Annotated in this window: 20 protein-coding genes; 11 read left to right on the top strand and 9 right to left on the bottom strand. The window is 64.2% G+C overall.

What is annotated here, in order from left to right:
• Nucleotides 1-39: 39 nt before the first annotated feature.
• A complete protein-coding gene (locus G0P99_RS21760) occupies nucleotides 40-972 on the bottom strand; it encodes a hydrogen peroxide-inducible genes activator (protein ID WP_164132590.1) in 933 nt (310 codons plus the stop codon).
• Nucleotides 973-1,105: 133 nt separating this feature from the next.
• Here G0P99_RS21760 and G0P99_RS21755 point away from each other — a divergent pair, with 133 nt between their 5' ends.
• Nucleotides 1,106-1,366, top strand: coding sequence for a YdcH family protein (locus G0P99_RS21755; protein ID WP_203583210.1), 261 nt, complete (start codon nucleotides 1,106-1,108; stop codon nucleotides 1,364-1,366).
• Nucleotides 1,366-1,530, top strand: coding sequence for a hypothetical protein (locus G0P99_RS21750; protein WP_164132589.1), 165 nt, complete (start codon nucleotides 1,366-1,368; stop codon nucleotides 1,528-1,530). Before G0P99_RS21755 ends, G0P99_RS21750 begins: the two co-directional genes overlap by 1 nt.
• Nucleotides 1,531-1,541: 11 nt before the next feature.
• On the opposite strand, the gene pgk is transcribed toward G0P99_RS21750, so the two are convergent.
• The gene (gene pgk / locus G0P99_RS21745) at nucleotides 1,542-2,738 is read right to left on the bottom strand and encodes a phosphoglycerate kinase (protein WP_164132588.1); all 1,197 of its coding nucleotides are present in this window, start codon (nucleotides 2,736-2,738) and stop codon (nucleotides 1,542-1,544) included.
• Nucleotides 2,739-2,868: 130 nt separating this feature from the next.
• Between pgk and G0P99_RS21740 the strand changes: the two genes are divergently transcribed.
• From G0P99_RS21740 to G0P99_RS21730, 3 genes are all read left to right on the top strand, one after another.
• Complete coding sequence (locus G0P99_RS21740; protein ID WP_164132587.1) at nucleotides 2,869-3,375, top strand: peptidylprolyl isomerase; 507 nt, start codon at nucleotides 2,869-2,871, stop codon at nucleotides 3,373-3,375.
• Nucleotides 3,368-3,913, top strand: a complete 546-nt coding sequence (locus G0P99_RS21735; protein ID WP_164132586.1) for a peptidylprolyl isomerase — start codon at nucleotides 3,368-3,370, stop codon at nucleotides 3,911-3,913. Before G0P99_RS21740 ends, G0P99_RS21735 begins: the two co-directional genes overlap by 8 nt.
• Nucleotides 3,914-4,031: 118 nt before the next feature.
• Complete coding sequence (locus tag G0P99_RS21730; RefSeq protein WP_164132585.1) at nucleotides 4,032-4,994, top strand: DUF3179 domain-containing protein; 963 nt, start codon at nucleotides 4,032-4,034, stop codon at nucleotides 4,992-4,994.
• A gap of 86 nt (nucleotides 4,995-5,080) precedes the next feature.
• Here G0P99_RS21730 and G0P99_RS21725 read toward each other — a convergent pair whose 3' ends face one another.
• The 4 genes from G0P99_RS21725 to G0P99_RS21710 all read right to left on the bottom strand — a co-directional run bounded on the left by G0P99_RS21725 (nucleotide 5,081) and on the right by G0P99_RS21710 (nucleotide 8,386).
• Nucleotides 5,081-5,596 carry a polymer-forming cytoskeletal protein gene (locus G0P99_RS21725; protein WP_164132584.1) on the bottom strand — a complete coding sequence of 172 codons (516 nt, stop codon included), beginning with the start codon at nucleotides 5,594-5,596 and terminating at the stop codon, nucleotides 5,081-5,083.
• Nucleotides 5,586-6,914, bottom strand: coding sequence for a DUF5930 domain-containing protein (locus tag G0P99_RS21720; protein ID WP_164132583.1), 1,329 nt, complete (start codon nucleotides 6,912-6,914; stop codon nucleotides 5,586-5,588). Before G0P99_RS21720 ends, G0P99_RS21725 begins: the two co-directional genes overlap by 11 nt.
• 177 nt (nucleotides 6,915-7,091) lie before the next feature.
• Nucleotides 7,092-7,907, bottom strand: a complete 816-nt coding sequence (locus G0P99_RS21715; RefSeq protein WP_203583218.1) for a ferritin-like domain-containing protein — start codon at nucleotides 7,905-7,907, stop codon at nucleotides 7,092-7,094.
• A 17-nt stretch (nucleotides 7,908-7,924) separates the two neighbouring features.
• Entirely contained in the window at nucleotides 7,925-8,386 is a 462-nt protein-coding gene (locus G0P99_RS21710; protein WP_164132581.1) for a peroxiredoxin, read from the bottom strand.
• A gap of 62 nt (nucleotides 8,387-8,448) precedes the next feature.
• On the opposite strand from G0P99_RS21710, the gene G0P99_RS21705 reads away from it, so the two are divergent.
• From G0P99_RS21705 to G0P99_RS21690, 4 genes are all read left to right on the top strand, one after another.
• Nucleotides 8,449-11,820, top strand: coding sequence for an AsmA-like C-terminal region-containing protein (locus G0P99_RS21705; RefSeq protein WP_239059905.1), 3,372 nt, complete (start codon nucleotides 8,449-8,451; stop codon nucleotides 11,818-11,820).
• A 49-nt stretch (nucleotides 11,821-11,869) separates the two neighbouring features.
• Nucleotides 11,870-12,919 carry a tRNA preQ1(34) S-adenosylmethionine ribosyltransferase-isomerase QueA gene (gene queA / locus G0P99_RS21700; RefSeq protein WP_164132580.1) on the top strand — a complete coding sequence of 350 codons (1,050 nt, stop codon included), beginning with the start codon at nucleotides 11,870-11,872 and terminating at the stop codon, nucleotides 12,917-12,919.
• 104 nt (nucleotides 12,920-13,023) lie between these two features.
• Nucleotides 13,024-14,286, top strand: coding sequence for an MFS transporter (locus G0P99_RS21695; RefSeq protein WP_164132579.1), 1,263 nt, complete (start codon nucleotides 13,024-13,026; stop codon nucleotides 14,284-14,286).
• 118 nt (nucleotides 14,287-14,404) lie between these two features.
• A complete protein-coding gene (locus G0P99_RS21690) occupies nucleotides 14,405-14,986 on the top strand; it encodes a DUF924 family protein (protein ID WP_164132578.1) in 582 nt (193 codons plus the stop codon).
• A 5-nt stretch (nucleotides 14,987-14,991) separates the two neighbouring features.
• On the opposite strand, the gene G0P99_RS21685 is transcribed toward G0P99_RS21690, so the two are convergent.
• Nucleotides 14,992-15,399: a hypothetical protein gene (locus G0P99_RS21685; protein ID WP_164132577.1), complete on the bottom strand. Its 408-nt coding sequence runs from the start codon at nucleotides 15,397-15,399 to the stop codon at nucleotides 14,992-14,994.
• Nucleotides 15,400-15,602: 203 nt separating this feature from the next.
• Here G0P99_RS21685 and lpdA point away from each other — a divergent pair, with 203 nt between their 5' ends.
• Nucleotides 15,603-16,997: a dihydrolipoyl dehydrogenase gene (gene lpdA, locus G0P99_RS21680; RefSeq protein WP_164132576.1), complete on the top strand. Its 1,395-nt coding sequence runs from the start codon at nucleotides 15,603-15,605 to the stop codon at nucleotides 16,995-16,997.
• A 60-nt stretch (nucleotides 16,998-17,057) separates the two neighbouring features.
• Here lpdA and G0P99_RS21675 read toward each other — a convergent pair whose 3' ends face one another.
• Complete coding sequence (locus G0P99_RS21675; protein WP_164132575.1) at nucleotides 17,058-18,752, bottom strand: VWA domain-containing protein; 1,695 nt, start codon at nucleotides 18,750-18,752, stop codon at nucleotides 17,058-17,060.
• Nucleotides 18,753-18,940: 188 nt separating this feature from the next.
• On the opposite strand from G0P99_RS21675, the gene G0P99_RS21670 reads away from it, so the two are divergent.
• Entirely contained in the window at nucleotides 18,941-19,501 is a 561-nt protein-coding gene (locus G0P99_RS21670; RefSeq protein ID WP_164132574.1) for a methyltransferase domain-containing protein, read from the top strand.
• A gap of 6 nt (nucleotides 19,502-19,507) precedes the next feature.
• On the opposite strand, the gene G0P99_RS21665 is transcribed toward G0P99_RS21670, so the two are convergent.
• On the bottom strand, nucleotides 19,508-19,867 hold the full coding sequence (locus G0P99_RS21665) for a rhodanese-like domain-containing protein (RefSeq protein ID WP_164132573.1): 360 nt from the start codon (nucleotides 19,865-19,867) through the stop codon (nucleotides 19,508-19,510).
• Nucleotides 19,868-20,045 lie beyond the last annotated feature (178 nt).

Below are 20,045 nucleotides of genomic sequence, written 5' to 3'. Positions count from 1 at the left end.
GAATCCCCCTTTCTGCGCTTTTTCCGGATTGCCTTTGCTTCAGGCAGAAGGGTGCAGGATACCGCTCATCTCGTCGCGGATCACCTCCCGGGTCAATCGGGTGAACCTCTCGATCGCGGGCGGGGTGCCGCTGGCCGCCCGCCAGGCCAGCCCAACGATCCTGTGCATCGCCGGACGCAACGGCCGGGTAACGACATCGGCCCCGGTCGCGCGCACTTCGGAGGCGACATAGAGCGCCGGAAGCAGGGTGATCCCCATGCCCAGCGACACCATCTGGCGCAGGGCGTCCAGGCTGGTGCCTTCGAACTCGGTACTCAGCCGAGCCCCGGCACGTTCGCACAGGCCCTGAACCTGTCCGTGCAAGGCATAGCCGGAGCTGAGGCTCAGCATGGTTTCCCCGGCCAGATCGGCCTGCCGGATCTGGGTCGCTGACGCCAGCCGGTGCGCCGGATCCACCGCCAATTCCAGCGGTTCGCGGAACAACGGCTCGACCCGGATATCGTCGCGGCCAACCGGCAGCTGGGTCAGGATCAGGTCATAGCGACCCGCGGCAAGGTCCTCGACCATCTCGCGCGGCGCACCATCGCGGATCGCCAGTTTCAGATTGGGGTACTGGCCATGCAGCCGGCGCAGCACCCTTGGCAACAGATAAGGGCCGATGGTCGGGGTCGAACCGAGCCGCAGCGTGCCGGTCATGTTGTCTCGCATTGGGCTGGCATAGAGGGTCAGCGCCTCGACCTCGCGCAGGATGCGCGCCACCATTTCGGATACGTCGCGACCCTCGGGCGTCAGGATCAGGCCGCTGCGGCGCCGTTCCAGCAACCGCGCGCCCACCGCCTTTTCCAGCGCCGCGATTTGCAGGCTGAGCGAAGGCTGGCTGATGCCCAGGCTGCGCGCGGCGCGGCGGTATTGCCCGGCGGCCACCAGGGTCGAGAAATAGCTGAGTTGGCGCAGGGTGATGTCGGGCGGCATGCGGAACTCGCTTAAATAGGAAAAACCTATCTTTATCTATAGCAGCATTGGCTTCTTTCCAGATGGGCCGCCCCCATCTTGGGACCAGGCCGCACTACGGTACGGCAAACCCAACAACCGGAGGAGACCATTGATGACCGCAAAAAGCAGAGTTCGCGCCTTTTCGCTGAAACTGCGGATGGCTGTGCTCAGAGAGCGCAGGGCCGAGCTGAAACAGCGCATCCTGCAAGAACTCAAGCGCCCGGCCCCCTGCGCGCAGACGCTGCGCATGCTCAAGCGGCGGAAACTGACGCTGAAGGACGAACTGGCCCGCCACGAAGGGCTTCTGCGCACGCTGGACGCCTTGAGCCACAGGGACGGCATTCGGCCCGACGGCCAGTTGGGGAGGGCGTGATGTTTCGAATGATCTTCATGACGACCGGCCTGCGCTGGTTGCACAGCCCGGACCTGCGCGACATGCGCACTGCGCTGCTGTCCGAGGATGACGACGGGCCGGATGGCGGCGGGATCCGGCCCGGTGCGACCGGGGTTCACCGGTCAAGGGTGCGCGCGGGCTAGCCGCACACCGGTCAGCCGTTTTGCAACAAGGCGGCAACGCCTGGCAGCGTCTTGCCTTCCATCCACTCCAGGAAGGCACCGCCGGCGGTGGAGATATAGGTAAAGTCCCCCGCCGCGCCACTGGCGTTGAGCGCGGCAACCGTATCGCCACCGCCGGCAACGGACACCAGTTTGCCCGCCCGTGTCAGGGCGGCGGCCTTCAGCGCGGCGGCGTTTGTCGCCGCGTCAAACGGCTCCAGTTCAAACGCGCCGAGAGGACCGTTCCAGATCACCGTGCGGCTCTTCTCGAAAATCGCCTTGATGGCGGTCAGGCTCTCGGGGCCCGCGTCCAGGATCACCCCGTCTTCAGGGCAGCGGTCCGCCGGCAGCACTTCGTGCGGGGAGTGGCTTTCGAATTTCTTCGCCACCACCACATCACTCGGCAGAACAATTGTACAGCCCGCCGCCTCGGCCTTGTCCATGATCTCGACTGCGGTGTCCTTCATGATCCGCTCGGCCAGCGACTTGCCCACCGAATGGCCCTTGGCCACCAGAAAGGTGTTCGCCATGCCGCCGCCGATCACCAGGTAATCGACCTTCTCGATCAGGTTGCCCAAGAGTTCCAGCTTGGTGGACACCTTGGCGCCGCCGACAACCGCCGTGACCGGGCGCTGGGGCTTGCCCAGGGCCTTTTCCAGCGCTTCCAGCTCGGCCTGCATCAGCCGCCCGGCGCAGGAGGGCAAAAGGCGTGCGATCGCCTCGGTCGAGCTGTGGGCACGGTGCGCGGCAGAAAACGCGTCGTTGCAGTACACGTCGCCCAGCCGTGCCATGCCAGCGGCCAGCGCCGGGTCGTTCTTGGTTTCTTCGGCATGAAACCGGGTGTTTTCCAGCAGCAGAACCTCGCCCGGGTGGAGCGCTTCGGCGGCTTCCTCGGCGGCGGGGCCGACGCAATCGTCGGCGAACAGCACCTTGGTGCCAAAGGCGCGTTCCAGCGTCGGGACCAGCTGGTTCAGCGACAGGTTCTTGCGCCGCTCGCCGCCCGGGCGGCCGAAATGCGCCAGCAGGATGGGGCGGCCGCCTGCGGCGATGATGTCGCGCACGGTGGGCATCAAACGTCGGATCCGGGTCGAGTCGGTCACCACGCCGTCCACGATCGGCACGTTGATATCGACCCGCACCAGCACGCGCTTGCCGTTCAGGTCCATGTCGTCGAGTGTCTTCCAGCCCATATCCCGCAATCTCCCTGATCAAATGCTAGGGCGTTTCTCTACCCGAATGCGCGCGCCCGTCAATGGCGCGCCTTGTCGATTGCGCGCGTGATGGTTAGGTTCCCGGCAATCAACGTGACAGGAGGGCCCGATGGCCGAAATCAAGGATCCCGAAAACACCATCATCATCGAGCTGAAGGACGGCAATGTGGTGATCGAGCTGCTGCCCGACGTGGCGCCCAAGCATTCCGAACGGATGAAGGAACTGGCCCGCGCTGGCGAGTATGACAATGTCTGCTTTCACCGGGTGATCGACGGCTTCATGGCCCAGACCGGCGATGTGGCCAATGGCGATATGGAAGACGGGTTCAACATCCGCATGGCGGGGACCGGCGGATCTTCGCTGCCGAACCTGCCGGCCGAGTTTTCCAAACTGCCGCATGACCGGGGCACGCTGGGGGCCGCGCGTTCGGCCAACCCGAACTCAGCCAACAGCCAGTTCTTCATCAACTTCAAGGACAACCATTTCCTGAACGGCCAGTACACCGTCTATGGCCGGGTGATCTCGGGCATGGAGCATGTCGATGCCATCACCAAGGGCGAACCGCCTGCTAACCCGGATCGCATGATCAGCGTCAAGGTGGCCGCAGATGTATAAGCTCGCCGCCCTTCTGGCGCTGATGGCCGTCCCGGCCGCAGCCACCGGTCTCAAGATCGAGGTCGAGGGTGAGGCGAACGGCACGGTCACCATCGACCTGTTCGAAGATGTCGCCCCCAAGCATGTGGAGCAGATCACAGCGCTTGCCGCCGAGGGCAAATACGACGGCGTCGTGTTTCACCGGGTGATCGACGGGTTCATGGCCCAGACCGGCGATGTCCAGTACGGACGTCTCGGTGGCGACATGCGGCTCGCCGGGCGCGGCGGCTCGGACCGCCCCGATCTGCCGGCCGAGTTTTCGAACATCACTTACGAACGGGGTGTCGTGGGAATGGCGCGGGCGCAGGACCCCAACAGCGCCAATTCGCAGTTCTTCATCATGTTCGCCCCCGGTTCGTTTCTGGATGGTCAGTACACCGTTGTCGGCAAAGTCACGGGTGGCATGGATGTGGTCGACGCGATCAAGCGCGGCACCGGCCAGAACGGGTCGGTCATCGGCCAGCCGGACCTGATGAAAACGGTCTCGGTGACAAAGTGAAAATCTACCCGGCGCCGGTTTCCGGCGCCGGGCACCGACTTCACGATCGCGTGTCGACACTGGCGCCAGCGGTACCGGACGAGGATCATGGTCTTGTCCTGTCCTGCCGGAGGCTCCGATGCGCTTGATCGTTTTTCTGTTTGCCTGGCTGCTGACCGTACCGGCCTCGGCCGATCCCGAATTCTGGCGCCACGAATGGCCGCGAACGGATTTCTCCCGTTCCTCTGTCGAGAACTGGGGCGAGATCCTGTCCGGCGGGCCGCCCAAGGATGGGATCCCGGCGCTGTCCAATCCGGATTTCCTTCCGGTGACGGCCGTTTCCGACATCAGCGGGCGTGAGCCGGTGATCACGCTCGAAGTCGGAGGGGAGGTGCCGCGCGCCTATCCGATCCGTTACCTGATCTGGCACGAGATCGTGAACGATCAGATCGGCGACCTTGCCTATGCGGTCACCTTCTGTCCGCTGTGCAACTCGGCCCTGATCTTTGATCGGCGCACCGCGCAGGGCATCCTCACCTTTGGCGTCACCGGCAAGCTGCGCAATTCGGATATGGTGATGTATGACCGCGAAACCGAAAGCTGGTGGCAACAGGCCGAAGGCCGGGCCATCGTCGGCGCGCTGACCGGCACGCGGCTGGATGCTCTGCCGGGCTGGATGGAGAGCCTGGACACCTTCCACAGACGCAATCCCGATGGCCTCGTCATGGCCGAACCGGACCACGCCCGGCCTTACGGGCGCAATCCCTACCGAGGGTATGACACGGCCAGCCGTCCGTTCCTGTATTCAGGCGAACCGCCGCCTCACGGTATCGCGCCGCTGGCGCGGGTCGTGCGGGTGGGGGACCGGGCCTGGCCGCTGGACAGGTTGGCAAGGGCCGGGCGTCTGACCGAGGCAGAGGTCACGCTAAACTGGGAACAGGGATTGGCGTCGGCGCTGGACACCGCAGAGATCGACAAGGGGCGCGAGATCGGGTCGGTCCGGGTACAGGACGCCCAAGGCCGGGATCTGCCCCATGACGTAATGTTCGCCTTTGCGTTTCATGCGCTTTGGCCGCAGGGAACATGGATGCTCGGCCAGTAAGACAGGCCCCCGGCACAAAAAAGCGCCGCGGAATGTCTTCCGCGACGCTTCACTGTCCCTGTCGGACCGGCTGGCCGTTTTCGGCTTCAGGTGCCTTCGGGTTTGGTGGCAGGCGCGGCGGCTGCCGGGTTGGCAGCAGGCTTGGCCGCGCGGCCCGGGTTCAGCGGGTCGTCCTGACGCTGCACCGATCCCTCGAAATGGGCACCGCTCTCGATGGCGATGGTCTTGTGGATGATGTCGCCCTCGACCCGTGCGGTCGAAGTCAGGCGGACCTTGAGACCCCGGACGCGGCCCACGATGCGGCCGTTGATCACCACGTCATCGGCGGTGACTTCGCCCTTGATGGTCGCGGTTTCGCCGATGGTCAGCAGGTGGGCACGAATGTCCCCTTCGACCGAGCCTTCGACCTGGATATCGCCGCTGGTCTTGATGTTGCCGGTAATATGCAGATCCGAGGACAAAACGGATGCCGGCGGCTTCGGCTTGGGCGCGGCTGCCTTGAAATCGCTCGGAGCGGGCGCAGCGGGTGCCGTGGAAGTGGCGGGTTTTGCCGCCTCGGGTGCCTTGGGGGCGGGCTCGTTGATTTTGCTCTTAGAAAACATTGCGTGCAGCCTTGATGTAAGTCATGGGGTTAACAGGTCGTCCGTTGACATGCACCTCGTAATGAAGGTGGGTACCGGTGGACCGTCCGGTGCTACCCATATCAGCAATATGATCCCCGCGCGAGACCCTTTGACCGACCTTCACGTTGATCTGCGAATTATGGGCATAAAGAGTTTCGATGCCAAAGTCGTGCCGGATCTTGACCAACTTGCCAAAGCCCGATTCCCAACCGGCATGCGTGACCACGCCATCAGCGGTGGCATAGATGTCGGTGCCATGTTTGCCAGCAAAGTCTGACCCGTTGTGCATGCGCTTGCCGCCGGTCTTGGGATCGCGCCGATAACCGTAGCCGCTGGTGAATCGCACGGCGGCCCGGACCGGGTTGGCAAAGGGTGCGCGCTCTGCCGCGATCCGGTACAGGTTCAGCTGATCCATCTGCTGCAACAGGTTGTTGGCGCGGATTTCGTCGGCCGAGGGTTCCTCACCGCGGGTGGAGAAGGACAAAGGGGTCAGCGGCCCGCCCTGGCCGCTATACCCGCGCCGCACCTGTTCCAGGATGCTGTCGGTCGGCATGCCAGCGGCGCGGAACATCTTGTCAAGCGGCTCGACCGAAACTGTCATCGCCTCTTCAAGCTGGCGGAAAATCTGGTCGTTGCGCTCTTGCATGAGCTTGATTTCCAGCTCCAGCTCCGCCCGGGCCTCAAGTGCCGATTGCGCGTCGGAATGGATCTTGTCGCGTTGCTGCGCGGTCCGCTCCAGCGCCTGGGCCATGAAAGTCATCTGCGCGGGCAACTCGGCCGCCGCCAGGTGCGCAGCGTTGTTCTCGCCGCTCTCTTCCTTCAGGGCGGCCAGCGCCTCGCGCGCGGATTCGCGCTGTTTCATCGTTGCGCGCAGGGTGGTCTGGATCACCTCGATCCCGGTTTCCAGTTCGCGCCGCCGGGTCTCGGATTCCAGCAGTTCGGACTGCATTACCGAAATCTGCGCCAGCGCGGCGTTGAACCGGCGCTGTGCCGCCACCGCCTCTTCGGCGCGGGCGTCCCGCTCGGCCGAGATCGCGTTCAGCCGTTCCTGATAGGTGGCCTGGTCCCGTTTCGCCTGTTCGCGGAAATTGCCCGACCCGATGCTGTCCATCAGCAGGATTGCGGTGGCCACGATGGTCCAGGCGACAAACACTGTCGCCCCGGCAAAGGCGACGATCTGAGTTTCCGATTTGAGCCGGATGAACCGCGTATCACTGTCGGATTTCAGAAAAACCCTGCGTTCCGGAAACCGCTGTTCCAGAAACGCGTGTATCTTGATCGCCAGACGTGTCCGCACCAGCCCATCCCTTGTTGTCCCCGTACAAGACCCGTCCGGCTGAGTGGAGCCGGGCCTTGGCCCGAGTGCATAAGCGGTTCGGGCGGATCGGGCAAGTTTGTTTACCGGTTGGGCGAAAACGGCACGGGGCTGCTTGATTTTTTGGCAAAAATCCGCCGATCGAACCCGGCGACGGGATCAGACGGGCCGGTCCCGTGCCGGGGTCTCTTCGGCCAGCGGCCAGTAGAAATCGGGCGGCAGGCCCGCTTCGGCGCGTTTTTCCTCGTTGAAAGGGGGCTTCAGGGCGCCATGGAAATAGCGCCGCACCAGATCGTGAAACACGTCCTTAGGGTCGACGTTCTCGCGCCCGCAGAGGAAATGGAACCATTTCGAACCATAGGCCACATGCCCCACTTCCTCGGCATAGATCACCTCCAGCGCCGCCACCGCCTGGGACAGCCCCGCCTTGCGAAAGATCTCGATCATGCCCGGTGTCACATCCAACCCGCGCGCCTCCAGCACCATAGGCACGACTGCGAGGCGCCCCATCAGATCCTCGGCCGTATCCTCGGCCGCGCGCCACATGCCGGCATGAGCAGGCAGCGCGCCATAATGGCTGCCGATGCTCTCAAGAACATCGCAGACCATGTTGAAATGCTTGGATTCCTCATCCGCGCATTTCACCCAGTCGTCATAAAACCCGATCGGCATCGGCACGTGACCGAACCGCGCCACGATATCCCAGTGCAGATCGACCGCGTTCAGCTCGATATGCGCCACCGCATGCAACAGCGCGATGCGCCCCGCCTCGGATCCCGGCCGACGGCGCGGCACGTCGCGGGGGCTGAGCAATTCGGGCCGCTCGGGCCGGGCGGGATGCAGCGGTGGGTTGGCCGTGCCCACCGCAATCGGTTCACTCTCGCCGCGGCGCGCGGCGAACCACGCGCTGGCATGGCGGCGCGACAGCGCGGTCTTGGCACGCCCGTCGGCGGTGGACAGGACCTCCACCGCCATTTCGGTCAACGTCAGGCTCACAGCGCTTTGACCGCGTCCAGAACCTCGGCCACATGACCGTCGACCTTGACCTTGCGCCAGATCCGGGCGATGCGCCCCTGCGCGTCGATCAGGAAGGTGGACCGCTCGATCCCCATCGAGGTCTTGCCATACATGCTCTTTTCGACCCACACGCCATAGCGTTCGCAAGTGTCGCTGTCGGCATCCGACAGCATGGTGGTGGTCAGCCCGTGTTTGGCCACGAATTTGTCATGCTTGGCGACGGTATCCTTGGAGATGCCCAGCACCGTTGCACCCGCCTCGGCAAAGGCTTGCAGATGGTCGGAAAAGCCGATGGATTCCTTGGTGCATCCCGGGGTATCGTCACGGGGATAGAAAAACACAACAACAGCGCCGCCGCGCAGGCCGGACAGGCTGATCTCGCCGCCGCCGTCCCGGGGCAGCGTGAAATCGGGGGCGTTATCGGAAATGTCGGGCATAGGAAAACTCCGCTAAGGGTTTCATGGATATGTTGCGCGCATAATAGGTCGCGGCAGGAAAGTTGAAAGACACCGAACCCAAATCAGGCCGGAAAACCCCGGAGAAACCGCGCCGCAGCAAGCGGCGGGTCACGCTTGTCTGGGCGATGCGCGGCACGCTTCTGCTGGTGTTTCTGGCCGCGTTTTCGGCGCTTATGGTCCCGGGCCAGACCTTGCAGCCGCCGCCCTGGGTCAAGGCGCGGGTCGAAGCGCGGCTGAACATGCTGCTCGGCAACAAACGGGTCCGGTTCGGCGACGTGTCCTTTGTCATCAACAAGGGATGGCGCCCGCGTCTGCACCTGCGCGATGTCGAACTGTCGGACACCGAAGGCCGCGTGATCGCCCGGCTCAGCGATGCCGAGGCGAGCCTCGCCATGCGCCCGCTGCTGCGCGGGCAGGTGCAGCCGAAACGGATCGCGCTCAGCGGCGCCTATGCAAACCTGCGCCGCGACGCCGAGGGGCGCTTCACCCTGTCGCTGGGCGGAGGCCAAGCGGCGGTCGAACAGGCCCCGACACTGGCGCAGGTGCTGGAAACGCTCGACGGCGTGTTCCTCAATCCCGCGCTCCAGGCCCTCACCTCGATCGAGGTGACCTCGCTGGCCATGGAATACGAGGATCTGCAACAGGGCCGGGCCTGGACGCTCGATGGCGGCCAGGTGCTGGTCACGCGCAACAGTGACGCGATGCGCATGGCGACCGAGTTCTCGGTGCTCAGCGGCCGGGCCTACGCCAGCCGGGTTGAGGCGAACTACAGCTCGACCCTGGGCAAGCCGAGCGCCAGTTTCGGCGTTTCGGTGACCGATGTGGCCGCATCGGACATCGCGGCCCAGGCCCCGGCGCTGGCCTGGCTCCAGGTTCTGGATGCGCCGATTTCCGGATCTGTGCGCGGCGGCATCGGCGAGGATGGCAGCCTCTCGCCGATCTCGGCGACCCTGCATATCGGCGCCGGTGTGGTGCAACCCAACCCCAATACCAAGCCGATCCCCTTCAACACCGCGCGCACCTATTTCACCTACCTTCCGGCGGCGCAGAAACTGACCTTTGCCGAGATCTCGGTCGACAGCGCCTGGGGGGCGGCCAGGGCCGAAGGCGACGCCTATCTCGATGGGCTCGATCAGGGGCGGCTGGACCGGCTGGTGGCGCAGTTCAGCCTGTCGGGCCTGCGGGTGAATCCGGCAAATGTCTTTGACGCGCCCCTGGACCTGGATCGGGCCGAGATCGACTTTCAGATGCGGCTCAATCCGTTCCGGGTGCAGGTGGGCCGGATGAACGTGATCGATGACGGACGCACCTTGCTGGTGCGCAGCGATCTGGCGGCTGATCCGGACGGCTGGCAGCTTGCGCTTGACGCCCAGCTAGACGCCATCACGCCCGCACAGGTGTTGGGTTACTGGCCGGAAAGGGCCGCGCCCAAGCCCCGTGAATGGGTGGTCGAGAACCTGCGGACAGCCGAACTCAGCGATCTCGATCTGGCCCTCAGGCTCAGGCCCGGCGCGCCGCCCGACCTCTATGCCGATTTCGATTTCGCCGAAGCCGAGATCCGCTTTGCCAAGACTTTGCCGCCGCTGGTCAATGCGCGCGGACAGGCCAGCCTGTTGGGCGGCCGTTTTGCCGTGACCGCCGACGCGGGCCAGATCCTGCCGGAAGAAGGCGGCGCCATCGACGCTAGCGGCACCTCGTTCATCATTCCCGATATCGGTATCCGCAAGTCGGCGCCGGGCATTGCCAGGATCACCGCCAAAGGCTCGGTGACAGCGGCGCTGTCGCTGTTGAACCGTGCGCCGCTCAGCATCATGGACAAGGCCAATCTGCCGGTAACCATCGTCGAGGGACGGGCCAATCTGGCCGGTACCCTGGCCCTGCCGTTGCGCGACGGGGTCAAGCTGGGCGATATGGACTTCCACCTTGCCGGTATCATTGACGAGGTTCGCAGCACCGATCTGGTGCCGGGGACAGTGGTTTCTGCAAAGCAGCTGGAACTGACCGGCAACCAGCACCAGATCGCATTGCGGGGCGAGGGTCTGTTCGGCACGGTTCCGGCCCATGTGCGCTGGCGTCAGCCCCTGGCACAGGGCGAATCTGCGCGAAGCGAGGTGAGCGGCAGCATCGAACTCTCGCCCGCCCTGGTGCGTGAACAGCGACTGGGTCTGCCCGACGGCATGGTGACCGGGGCCGGATCGGCGCAGTTCACGCTTGGCATCGGTGGCGGTCAGCCGCTGCGGCTCGAGGCGCAATCGGATCTTCAGGGCGTGCGCCTGGCGCTTCCCGAACTGGGCTGGGTCAAGCCCGAAGCGGCTTCCGGCCAGCTGGTCATTGGCGCAACGCTGGGAGCGGGGGGCAAGGTCGACAGGCTGGAGATCGACGCGGCCCGCCTGCGGGCACGCGGCACGGTCAGCTTTCGCGAAGACCGCAGTTTCGACAAGGCACAGTTCACCACTTTTGAACTGGCCGACTGGCTTGCCGTGCCGGTGGACCTGATCGGGCGGGCAGGGCGTGCGCCCGACATCGCGGTTCTGGGCGGACGCATGGACCTGCGCAGCGCGACCTTCGGCTCGACCGGTGGGGGCCAGGGCGGGGCCGTAACGGGCCCGGCGCTTAACGTTGCGCTGGATCGCCTGCAAGTCAGTGAAACACTGGCCCTGACCGGGATGCGCGGCACCTTCACGACAACGGGCGGGCTGTCCGGCAACTTCACCGGCAGGCTGAACGGATCCGCCGATATCGAGGGTCAGATGATCGCGCGCGGCGCCCGCAGCGGCATGGTCCTCAGATCCGCCGACGCGGGCCAGGTGTTCCGGGCTGCCGGTATCATCACCCAGGCCCACGGCGGCAGCTTTCAACTGTCGCTCGATCCCGTCGGCGACTCGGGCAACTACGATGGCCAGCTGCGCGTGCGCAGTACCCGGATCAAGGACGCGCCCGCCATGGCGGCGCTGCTGAACGCCATGAGCCTTGTCGGGCTCCTGGATGAAATGTCGGGGCAGGGCATCCTGTTCGGCGAGATCGAGGGTCGGATGCGGCTCAGCCCGACGACCCTCACCGTTCTGGAAGGCAGCGCCGTTGGACCTTCGATCGGCCTGTCGATGAACGGGGTCGTCGATACCGAACGCGACACGCTGGACCTGCGCGGCGCGATCTCCCCGATCTACCTTGTCAACGGGATCGGCAGCGTGCTGACCCGCAAGGGCGAGGGATTGATCGGCTTCAACTACACCCTCACCGGCTCGATGGATAACCCGCAGGTCTTTGTGAACCCTCTGTCGGGCCTGGCGCCGGGTTTTCTGCGCGATGTGATCCGCGCGCCGGCGCCGCAGGTACCGGTCGCCCCGGGCGAGACCCCGGCGCCGCCGGTAGAGGCGAAACCGCGCCCAATCGCTCCGGGCGGCGACCGCTGATCACATTGCCTGTGGCCAAAACCGCTGGCGCGCTCTATAGGCGCGGGCCATGAAACTGAGCGATTTCGATTTCGACCTGCCCGACGGGCTGATCGCGACGCGGCCGGCCCGGCCGCGATCCTCCGCACGGCTGCTGGTGGCCGAGGGCGATACGATCACCGATTCCGTGGTGTCCGATCTGACCGACTGGCTCCGCCCCGGAGACCGGCTGGTGCTGAACGATACCAGAGTGATTCCCGCGCGCCTCAGCGGCACCCGCACCCGGCAAAGCGCGCAGGGCGAGGTCTCGGCCCGGATCGAGATCACGCTTTTGGAGCCTCAGGCCGACAGCACCTGGGCCGCGCTGGTCAAACCGCTGCGGAAACTGCACCCGGGCGAGGTGATCACCTTTTCCGCTGACCTGTCCGCCACTGCGGACCGCATCGCCGATGGTCAGGCCTATCTGCGCTTCAACCTCGCGGGCGAGGATTTCGACGCCGCCCTGGCCGAGGCGGGCGCCATGCCGCTGCCGCCCTATATCGCCGCCAAACGTCCCGCCGACGCCCAGGACAAGACCGATTACCAGACGGTCTGGGCCCGCCATTCCGGCGCCGTTGCCGCGCCCACCGCATCGCTGCATTTCGACGAACCCTTGCTGGCGGCTCTGGCCGCTCATGGCGTAACCTTCACCCATGTCACCCTGCATGTGGGCGCGGGCACCTTTCTGCCGGTCAAGGTCGAGGACGTGACCACCCACAGGATGCATGCCGAATGGGGTCGTGTCAGCCCCGAGGCCGCAGCCGAGATCGCCGCGACCAAGGCCGCAGGCGGCCGGGTGATCCCGGTCGGCACCACCGCGCTGCGCCTGATCGAAAGCGCCGCGCGCGGCGGCGCCATCGCCCCATGGGAAGGCGAGACCGACATTTTCATCTATCCGGGGTTCCAGTTCCGGGTCAGCGACGGGTTGATGACCAATTTCCATCTGCCCAAATCGACGCTTCTGATGCTGGTCTCGGCGCTGATGGGGCAAGAGCGTATCCGCCGCATCTACGCTCATGCCGTCGAAACCAAGTATCGCTTCTTTTCCTACGGGGACGCGTCCCTGTTGTTGCCCGGCTAGACGGTATCGGGTCTAACCCCGCCGCTTTTGGCGTGGACAGACCCGGCCCGCTGCGGCCATTTGCTCTTACAGCTCTCCCTCCTTTCCATCGAAGGTCACGATTTATGCTTCAGGTTCTTTCCAGCGCATGGGCGCTGCTTCTGGGGATCGGCCTTTTGATGGTCGGCAACGGCCTGCAAGGCACGTTGCTGGGCGTCCGCGGCGAGATCGAGGGGTTCTCGACCTTCGAGATGTCGCTTGTCATGTCGGCCTATTTCGTCGGCTTTCTCGGCGGTTCGCGCATGGCGCCCGAGATGATCCGCCGGGTCGGGCATGTGCGTGTCTTTGCGGCGCTGGCCTCGTTCATTTCTGCGGTCATGATCATGTATCCCGCGCTGCCCGACACCTATGCCTGGATGCTCGGGCGGGTCATCATCGGCTTTTGTTTCTCGGGCGTCTATGTCACCGCCGAAAGCTGGCTGAACAACGCCGCCGACAATTCCAACCGCGGCAAGGCGCTGTCGCTCTACATGATCGTGCAGGTGACCGGTATCATCGTGGCGCAGGGCCTGATCCAGGTGGGCGATCCCGGCGGGTACGAGGCGTTCATCATCGCCTCGATCCTGGTGTCGATCTCCTTCGGGCCGATCCTGCTGTCGATTTCTCCGACCCCGGCCTTTGACAGCACCAAACCGATGAGCCTCAAGGCGTTGATGAAGACCTCGCCGCTCGGTTGCGTCGGGATGCTTCTGCTTGGCGGCGTGTTCTCGGCCCAATTCGGGATGAGCGCGGTCTATGCCGCCAAAGTGGGGCTGAGCTTGACCCAACTGTCGATCTTCATTGCCACTTTTTACGTCGGCGCGCTGTTTGTCCAATACCCTTTGGGCTGGCTGTCCGACCGGATGGACCGGCGGGTGCTGATCCTGTTCGTGGCGCTGATCGGTGGTGGTGGCGCGATGCTGGGCGCGATCATGGGCGAGCAGTACGAGTTGCTTTTGCTCGCGGCGCTGATCATCGGCGGCCTGTCCAACCCGCTCTATTCGCTGCTGATCGCCTATACCAACGACTATCTCGACTATGACGACATGCCGGCGGCTTCGGGCGGGCTGGTGTTCATCAACGGTCTGGGCGCTATCGCTGGACCGGTCACCACCGGCTGGATGATGTCGGACGGCGTGTTTGGCCCTCCGGGTTTCTTCATCTTCATCGCGGCGCTGATGTTCGCGACCGCTGCCTATGCCGCCTACCGGGCAACCCAGCGCGCATCGACCCCGATCGAGGAAACCGGCAGCGTCGCCTATATGTATCCAACCGCCTCTCCGGTGGCCGTGGAACTCGCGCAAGAAGCCGCGCATGAGGCCAATCAAACCGGGCCGGAGTCGCAATAACCGGCATTTTCCCCTTGTTTCATGTCGTTATGTTGCAAAACTTTACTGTAACGGAATTGTAAAACATCGTTTAATCCCCAGTTACCTGGGGACAAAAATGGAGGGTGGAGATAGACCCATGGTCGGTCCCGAAGACATTCTGAAGTTCTGGCTGGACGAGGTTGGTCCGGACGGATGGTATAACCAGGACGAAGAACTTGACGCCCGCATCCGGGCGAACTTCCTGTCCACCTGGGAGGCGGCAGCCGACGGCCGCTTCTCGCTGTGGCTGACCTATCCCAGCGGTGTTCTGGCCTACATCATCCTCACCGACCAGTTCCCCCGCAACATGTTCCGCGGCTCTGGCCGGGCATTCGCGACGGATCGCGCGGCGCTGATGGCGGCCAAATGCGCGGTCGACAAGGGCTGGGACATGAAGATCGACGAACCGGCTCGGCAGTTCTTCTATCTTCCGCTGATGCATTCCGAGAACCTGTGCGATCAGGAACGTTGTGTGCGCCTGATGTACGAGCGTATGCCGGCGTCCGGGCCATCCAACCTGCTGCACGCCCGCGCTCATCGCGAGGTGATCCGCCAGTTCGGCCGCTTCCCCTATCGCAATCATGCCCTGAAACGGCACAGCACGGATCAGGAAAACGCCTATGTCGACAATGGCGGCTATGGAGCGACCGTGCGCCGGTTGCAGGCCGCCGCGGGCTGATCCGGTCAGGAAACGGGTTCACACCCCCTGACGGCAGACAGGCTGCGGGCGAATTTGTCCGCGGCCGTTTCAATGGCCGTGTCGATCAGCCGGTCGGGCAGGGCGGCCAGTTCGTCCATCCGGGCCTGCATGTCATCCAGCCGCGTTCCCATCGCATCCAGCCTTGCCTCGACCCGTGTCATCGGCACGCCTTGTGTGCCCATGGCGGTGATGTCGGCGCGCAAACCCGATACCTCGGCCCTTAGGCCCGCAACCTCGTCGCGCACCGGGGCAAAGATCCGGATGCTCTCGGTCAGGCGGTCGGTGATGCCATCCACCGTGGACATCAGTTGCCAGGCCAGGAACAGACACAGCGCCACCAGGATCAGTGTTGCATTGATCAGGGCAAGGACCAGGTCTTTCAGCGTCTTCATTGTCAAAACCTCGGCTTGGGAATGGAACGAGTTCCTTACCACGCAGTTCTAGCGAAACTGGGCCCAAGCGTATAGGCTCCTCCATGACGGGTTCACTGGGTACCCCTGCGTCAAATTTGTCGCGGAACGCTGTTGTTGAAGTCGTTTGAAAAATAGTTTAATGGTAAACTAGTTTTTGAAACAGGTCTGGCCGAGGGAAGAACATGGCTGCACAATCCTATGACGTGATCGTAATCGGTGCCGGACCGGGGGGCTATGTCGCCGCCATCCGCGCGGCGCAGCTGGGGCTCAAGACCTGTGTGGTCGAGCGCGAGCATCTGGGCGGCATCTGCCTGAACTGGGGTTGTATCCCGACCAAGGCGCTGCTGCGCTCGTCCGAAGTGTTCCACCTGATGGAGCGCGCCAAGGAATTCGGGCTGAAGGCCGACAATATCGGCTATGACCTCGACGCGGTGGTGAAACGCTCGCGCGGGGTGGCCAAGCAGCTTTCGGGTGGCATCGGCCACCTGATGAAGAAGAACAAGATCGACGTGGTGATGGGCGCGGCGACGATCCCGGCCAAGGGCAAGGTTTCGGTCAAGACCGACAATGGCACCCAGGAGCTGACCGCCAAGAACATCATCCTCGCCACCGGTGCGCGCGCGCGCGAATTGCCGGGGCTCGAGGCCGACGGCGATCTGGTCTGGACCTACAAGCATGCGCTGCAACCGGTGCGGATGCCCAAAAAACTGCTGGTCATCGGCTCGGGTGCCATCGGCATCGAATTCGCCAGCTTCTACAACACGCTGGGTTCTGACACGACCGTGGTCGAGGTGATGGATCGCGTCCTGCCGGTCGAAGACGCCGAAATCAGCGCTTTTGCCAAGAAGAGCTTTGTCAAGCAAGGCATGAAGATCATGGAGAAATCCATGGTCAAGCAGCTGGACCGCGCCAAGGGCAAGGTGACCGCCCATATCGAGACCGGCGGCAAGGTCGAGAAGATGGAATTCGACACCGTGATCAGCGCCGTCGGTATCGTCGGCAACGTTGAAAACCTCGGGCTCGAGGCACTGGGGGTCAAGATCGACCGCACCCATGTGGTGACCGACGCCTATTGCCGCACCGGGGTCGAGGGGCTTTATGCCATCGGCGATATCGCCGGCGCGCCCTGGCTGGCGCACAAGGCCAGCCACGAGGGCGTCATGGTGGCCGAACTGATCGCGGGCAAGCACGCCCACCCGGTCAAGCCCGAAAGCATCGCGGGCTGCACCTATTGCCACCCGCAGGTGGCATCGGTCGGTTTTACCGAGGCCAAGGCCAAGGAACTGGGTTACGACATCAAGGTCGGCCGCTTCCCCTTCATCGGCAATGGCAAGGCGATCGCGCTCGGCGAGGCCGAAGGCATGGTCAAGACCATCTTCGACGCCAAGACGGGCGAGCTGCTGGGCGCCCATATGGTCGGCGCCGAGGTGACCGAGATGATCCAGGGCTATGTTGTGGGCCGCCAGCTGGAGACCACCGAGGAAGACCTGATGCACACGGTCTTCCCGCACCCGACGCTGAGCGAGATGATGCACGAAAGCGTTCTCGACGCTTACGGCCGCGTCATTCACATGTAATATCAACCGCTTATGCGGCAGAGTTGACCCTCGCCCGACAATGCCGGGCGAGGGTTTTTCTTACTCCACCACCACCTGGCGGCGGGCCAGGATACGGGCGCCCGCGACGGTCGAGACATAGCGCAGCTCGTAAAGCCCCGGCGTGTCCGGGGCCTGTACCTGCACCGTCGCCCCATCGCTGGTATAGGCATAGCCGAGATAATCCAGCACGCCCGCATCCGGGGTGACAAAGGTGACATAGTCGCCGTCATAGGCCGGGCCGGTATGGGTCACCGCCACCATGCCGCCCGCCGCCACCCGCTCGGGCGCCGCCAGTGTCACACTCAGGTCGGTCACCGTGACGGGCTGGCTCACTGCCACCGAGCTGTCCTGACCCACCACATAGCGCAGCTGGTACTGGCCCGGCTCCAATGGCATCCGCAGCCCTGTAGGGTTGCCGTCACGCACATAGGCATAGGTCACATAGTCATTGCCGTCACCCGCATCCAGACGCGCCACGGTCAGGAAATCCTCGTCAAAGCCGCCGCCAGACCATTCCACCTGCACCAGACTGCCCGCCGCGGCGCTGTCCGGCGCGGTCAGGCCAAAGCCGCGCTCGGTTACGGTGATCGGCAGGCGGGCCAGCGTCTGGATCCCATCGCCCAGCACATAGCGGATCTCATATTCACCCGGCTCCACTGGCAGGCGCAGCGGCAGGGGATTGCCCTTGGCGGTATATTCAAAGGTCAGGTAGCTGGCGTCGTTGGCGCCCACCGGACCGGCGGCCAGATAATCGCCATCGCCGTCCGGGCCGGTCCAGGTGACCTCGACCATACCGCCCGCGGTGCCGCTTGCAGGCGCCGACAGGGTGGCGGCGGGCAGGACGGCGGCAAAGGCGATCTCGACCCCCTCGCGCCCGCCGGGTTTCAGGGTGACCCTGCGCTCCTTCACCGTCTCATCCGACAGGCGCAGGGCACGGACCAGATAGGTGCCGGGCGGCAACTCGGCCTCGCCGCTCATCGCCTGGGTCGCATCCATCGCCTGCGCGCCATCTTCGGTGAACACCTCCCAGACCACTTCGACCGCGCGGAATGTGCTGCCATAGGCTTCGGTCGCAGCAAACAGCAGCCGGGCGGGGCCGGGCACCGGGTCGGGCTTTACCGTGGCGGCGGCAGTCAGCGCCGCCCCCAGTTCCTCGGCATTGGCGGCGCTGCGAAAGGTGCCGCCGGTCTGATCCGCCAAGCACTGCATCTGCGCCAGCGCCTGCGGGTCGTCGATATCGAACCCGACCACATGGGCGGTGAAATCGACCCCCGCCGTTTCCAGCGCGGCGGCGGTGGCGCAGGGATCGGCGTCGCAGGTCTCGACCCCGTCCGAGACCAGGATCACGGTTGCCTTCTCCTCGGTATAGCGCAGCGTTTCGGCCGCCTGCCGAACGGCGTCCAACATCGGCGTCTTGCCCTTGGGCTTCAGCCCGGCCACCGCCTCGGCGATCGCCGTGCGATTGCCCGGCGCGGGCAGGGCCAGCGTTTCGATATCGCCGCAATCGCCGTTGCGCCGGTGCCCATAAACCGTCAGCCCCAGCGGCTGGTCTGTTGGCAGGGTGGCCAGCAGGTCGCCCACCACCCGGCGGGCAATCTCGATTTTCGCCTCGCCCTCGATCTGGCCCCACATCGACCCCGACGCGTCCAGCACCAGAATGGCCGAGGGCCGCTCCTGCGCGGCAAGGCTCAAGGGAAGACAACAGGCCAGCGCGGCCCAACCAATCCGTTTCATTCAATACCCCGTATTCAAAGCGAAATCCGCCGCGCAATCCCGCAGCATGGTCAGACATTACGAGGTTGGGAAAACGCGAAAAGGGGGAAAATGTCGCTGTCTGGCACATTTGCGCGCAAATGCGTCCCGCGCGACTGGACGCACCGCGCACGGGCTGCTTTCCTGCCGCCCAAAGCACGGAGGCAGCAGTGACCAGTTTGAACCGGATTGTCATGGCGCGGTCGAGCCGCCGCTTGATCAAGGATCTCGGCCCCGACCGGCTGGATGCTGCCGAGGTCTCGGGCAAATGGGGCCAGCAATTCACCTTTCGCAGCTATCGCCGCTTCATCTATCCCGAATACGATATCTGTGCCGGTCCCTATCGGGATGAGGCGGGAAAGATCCTGTCCTTTGACCTGATCATGGCTAACCAGGTCTGGGAGCACCTCGACCGCCCTTACGAGGCGACGTTGAACGTTTTGGAAATGCTGCGGCACGGCGGGCATTTCTGGCTTGCAGTTCCATTCTTTATCCCGTTTCACGCAGCCCCCATGGACAATTCACGCTGGTCGGCACGCGGGCTCAGAAACTTTCTCACCGAATGTGGGTTCGACGAGGATGAAATCTGGGCCGAGCAATGGGGCAACCGTCACGCCGCGCTGCGCAATCTCGAAACGCCCTGGCCGCCGGAATACCACCCCGAGACTGACCCGCTGGACAACGACCCGGATTTCCCGATTTGCGCCTGGGCGCTGGCGCGCAAGACCTGAAATGGCTCAGCCGCGTTCCAGCGCGCCGCCCGCCTGAACCCAGTGGCCCAGCCCGCCGATATTGTGGACCGGATCAAACCCCAGCCCGCGCAGGATGGATTCGGCATGCGCAGACCGGCCTCCCGACGCGCAATAGACCGCGATCGGTCCGGCATCGGTCAGCAGCGGGTGGAAATCCGGGTGCCGCCGGTCTGCCATGTCGCGCAGGCGCATCAGCGGTATATGCAGCGCGCCCTTTGCCTTGCCGGTGGACTGAACCTCACCATGCTCGCGCACGTCGATCAGCAAAAGACCGCCGTTTGCCGCCTGTTGCACGGCATCGGCCACGGATAAACCAACGCGAGAGGGTTTCTTGAAAAAGAACATGTCGCCTGCCTGAGGATATGGGCAAATCCGCCCGGAAGAGATGTCCTGAATTTAACATTCAAAAACATGAATGCAATGGGTAAATGTTGCGCTTGTGATTTGTTCCCTTTACGTTCTGTTAATTGGGTTGGAGACTCGCGGCAGATCGCCTATCTGTTGCGCATTGGGTCCGAGGGCA

The sequence above is a fragment of the Ruegeria sp. PrR005 genome (assembly GCF_010500245.1).
In the GTDB taxonomy this organism is placed as follows: Bacteria; Pseudomonadota; Alphaproteobacteria; order Rhodobacterales; family Rhodobacteraceae; genus Ruegeria_B; species Ruegeria_B marisflavi.
The sequence above is the reverse complement of the archived record's forward strand: the minus strand, read 5'-3'. Positions and strand labels throughout refer to the sequence as shown.

Excerpts from the sequence above, each read along its gene's own strand:
- G0P99_RS21760 (WP_164132590.1), bottom strand. The coding sequence starts at position 972 with ATGCCGCCCGACATCACCCTGCGCCAACTCAGCTATTTCTCGACCCTG.
- G0P99_RS21755 (WP_203583210.1), top strand. The coding sequence starts at position 1,106 with ATGACCGCAAAAAGCAGAGTTCGCGCCTTTTCGCTGAAACTGCGGATG.
- G0P99_RS21750 (WP_164132589.1), top strand. The coding sequence starts at position 1,366 with ATGTTTCGAATGATCTTCATGACGACCGGCCTGCGCTGGTTGCACAGC.
- pgk (WP_164132588.1), bottom strand. The coding sequence starts at position 2,738 with ATGGGCTGGAAGACACTCGACGACATGGACCTGAACGGCAAGCGCGTG.
- G0P99_RS21740 (WP_164132587.1), top strand. The coding sequence starts at position 2,869 with ATGGCCGAAATCAAGGATCCCGAAAACACCATCATCATCGAGCTGAAG.
- G0P99_RS21735 (WP_164132586.1), top strand. The coding sequence starts at position 3,368 with ATGTATAAGCTCGCCGCCCTTCTGGCGCTGATGGCCGTCCCGGCCGCA.
- G0P99_RS21730 (WP_164132585.1), top strand. The coding sequence starts at position 4,032 with ATGCGCTTGATCGTTTTTCTGTTTGCCTGGCTGCTGACCGTACCGGCC.
- G0P99_RS21725 (WP_164132584.1), bottom strand. The coding sequence starts at position 5,596 with ATGTTTTCTAAGAGCAAAATCAACGAGCCCGCCCCCAAGGCACCCGAG.
- G0P99_RS21715 (WP_203583218.1), bottom strand. The coding sequence starts at position 7,907 with ATGGCGGTGGAGGTCCTGTCCACCGCCGACGGGCGTGCCAAGACCGCG.
- G0P99_RS21710 (WP_164132581.1), bottom strand. The coding sequence starts at position 8,386 with ATGCCCGACATTTCCGATAACGCCCCCGATTTCACGCTGCCCCGGGAC.
- queA (WP_164132580.1), top strand. The coding sequence starts at position 11,870 with ATGAAACTGAGCGATTTCGATTTCGACCTGCCCGACGGGCTGATCGCG.
- G0P99_RS21695 (WP_164132579.1), top strand. The coding sequence starts at position 13,024 with ATGCTTCAGGTTCTTTCCAGCGCATGGGCGCTGCTTCTGGGGATCGGC.
- G0P99_RS21690 (WP_164132578.1), top strand. The coding sequence starts at position 14,405 with ATGGTCGGTCCCGAAGACATTCTGAAGTTCTGGCTGGACGAGGTTGGT.
- G0P99_RS21685 (WP_164132577.1), bottom strand. The coding sequence starts at position 15,399 with ATGAAGACGCTGAAAGACCTGGTCCTTGCCCTGATCAATGCAACACTG.
- lpdA (WP_164132576.1), top strand. The coding sequence starts at position 15,603 with ATGGCTGCACAATCCTATGACGTGATCGTAATCGGTGCCGGACCGGGG.
- G0P99_RS21675 (WP_164132575.1), bottom strand. The coding sequence starts at position 18,752 with ATGAAACGGATTGGTTGGGCCGCGCTGGCCTGTTGTCTTCCCTTGAGC.
- G0P99_RS21665 (WP_164132573.1), bottom strand. The coding sequence starts at position 19,867 with ATGTTCTTTTTCAAGAAACCCTCTCGCGTTGGTTTATCCGTGGCCGAT.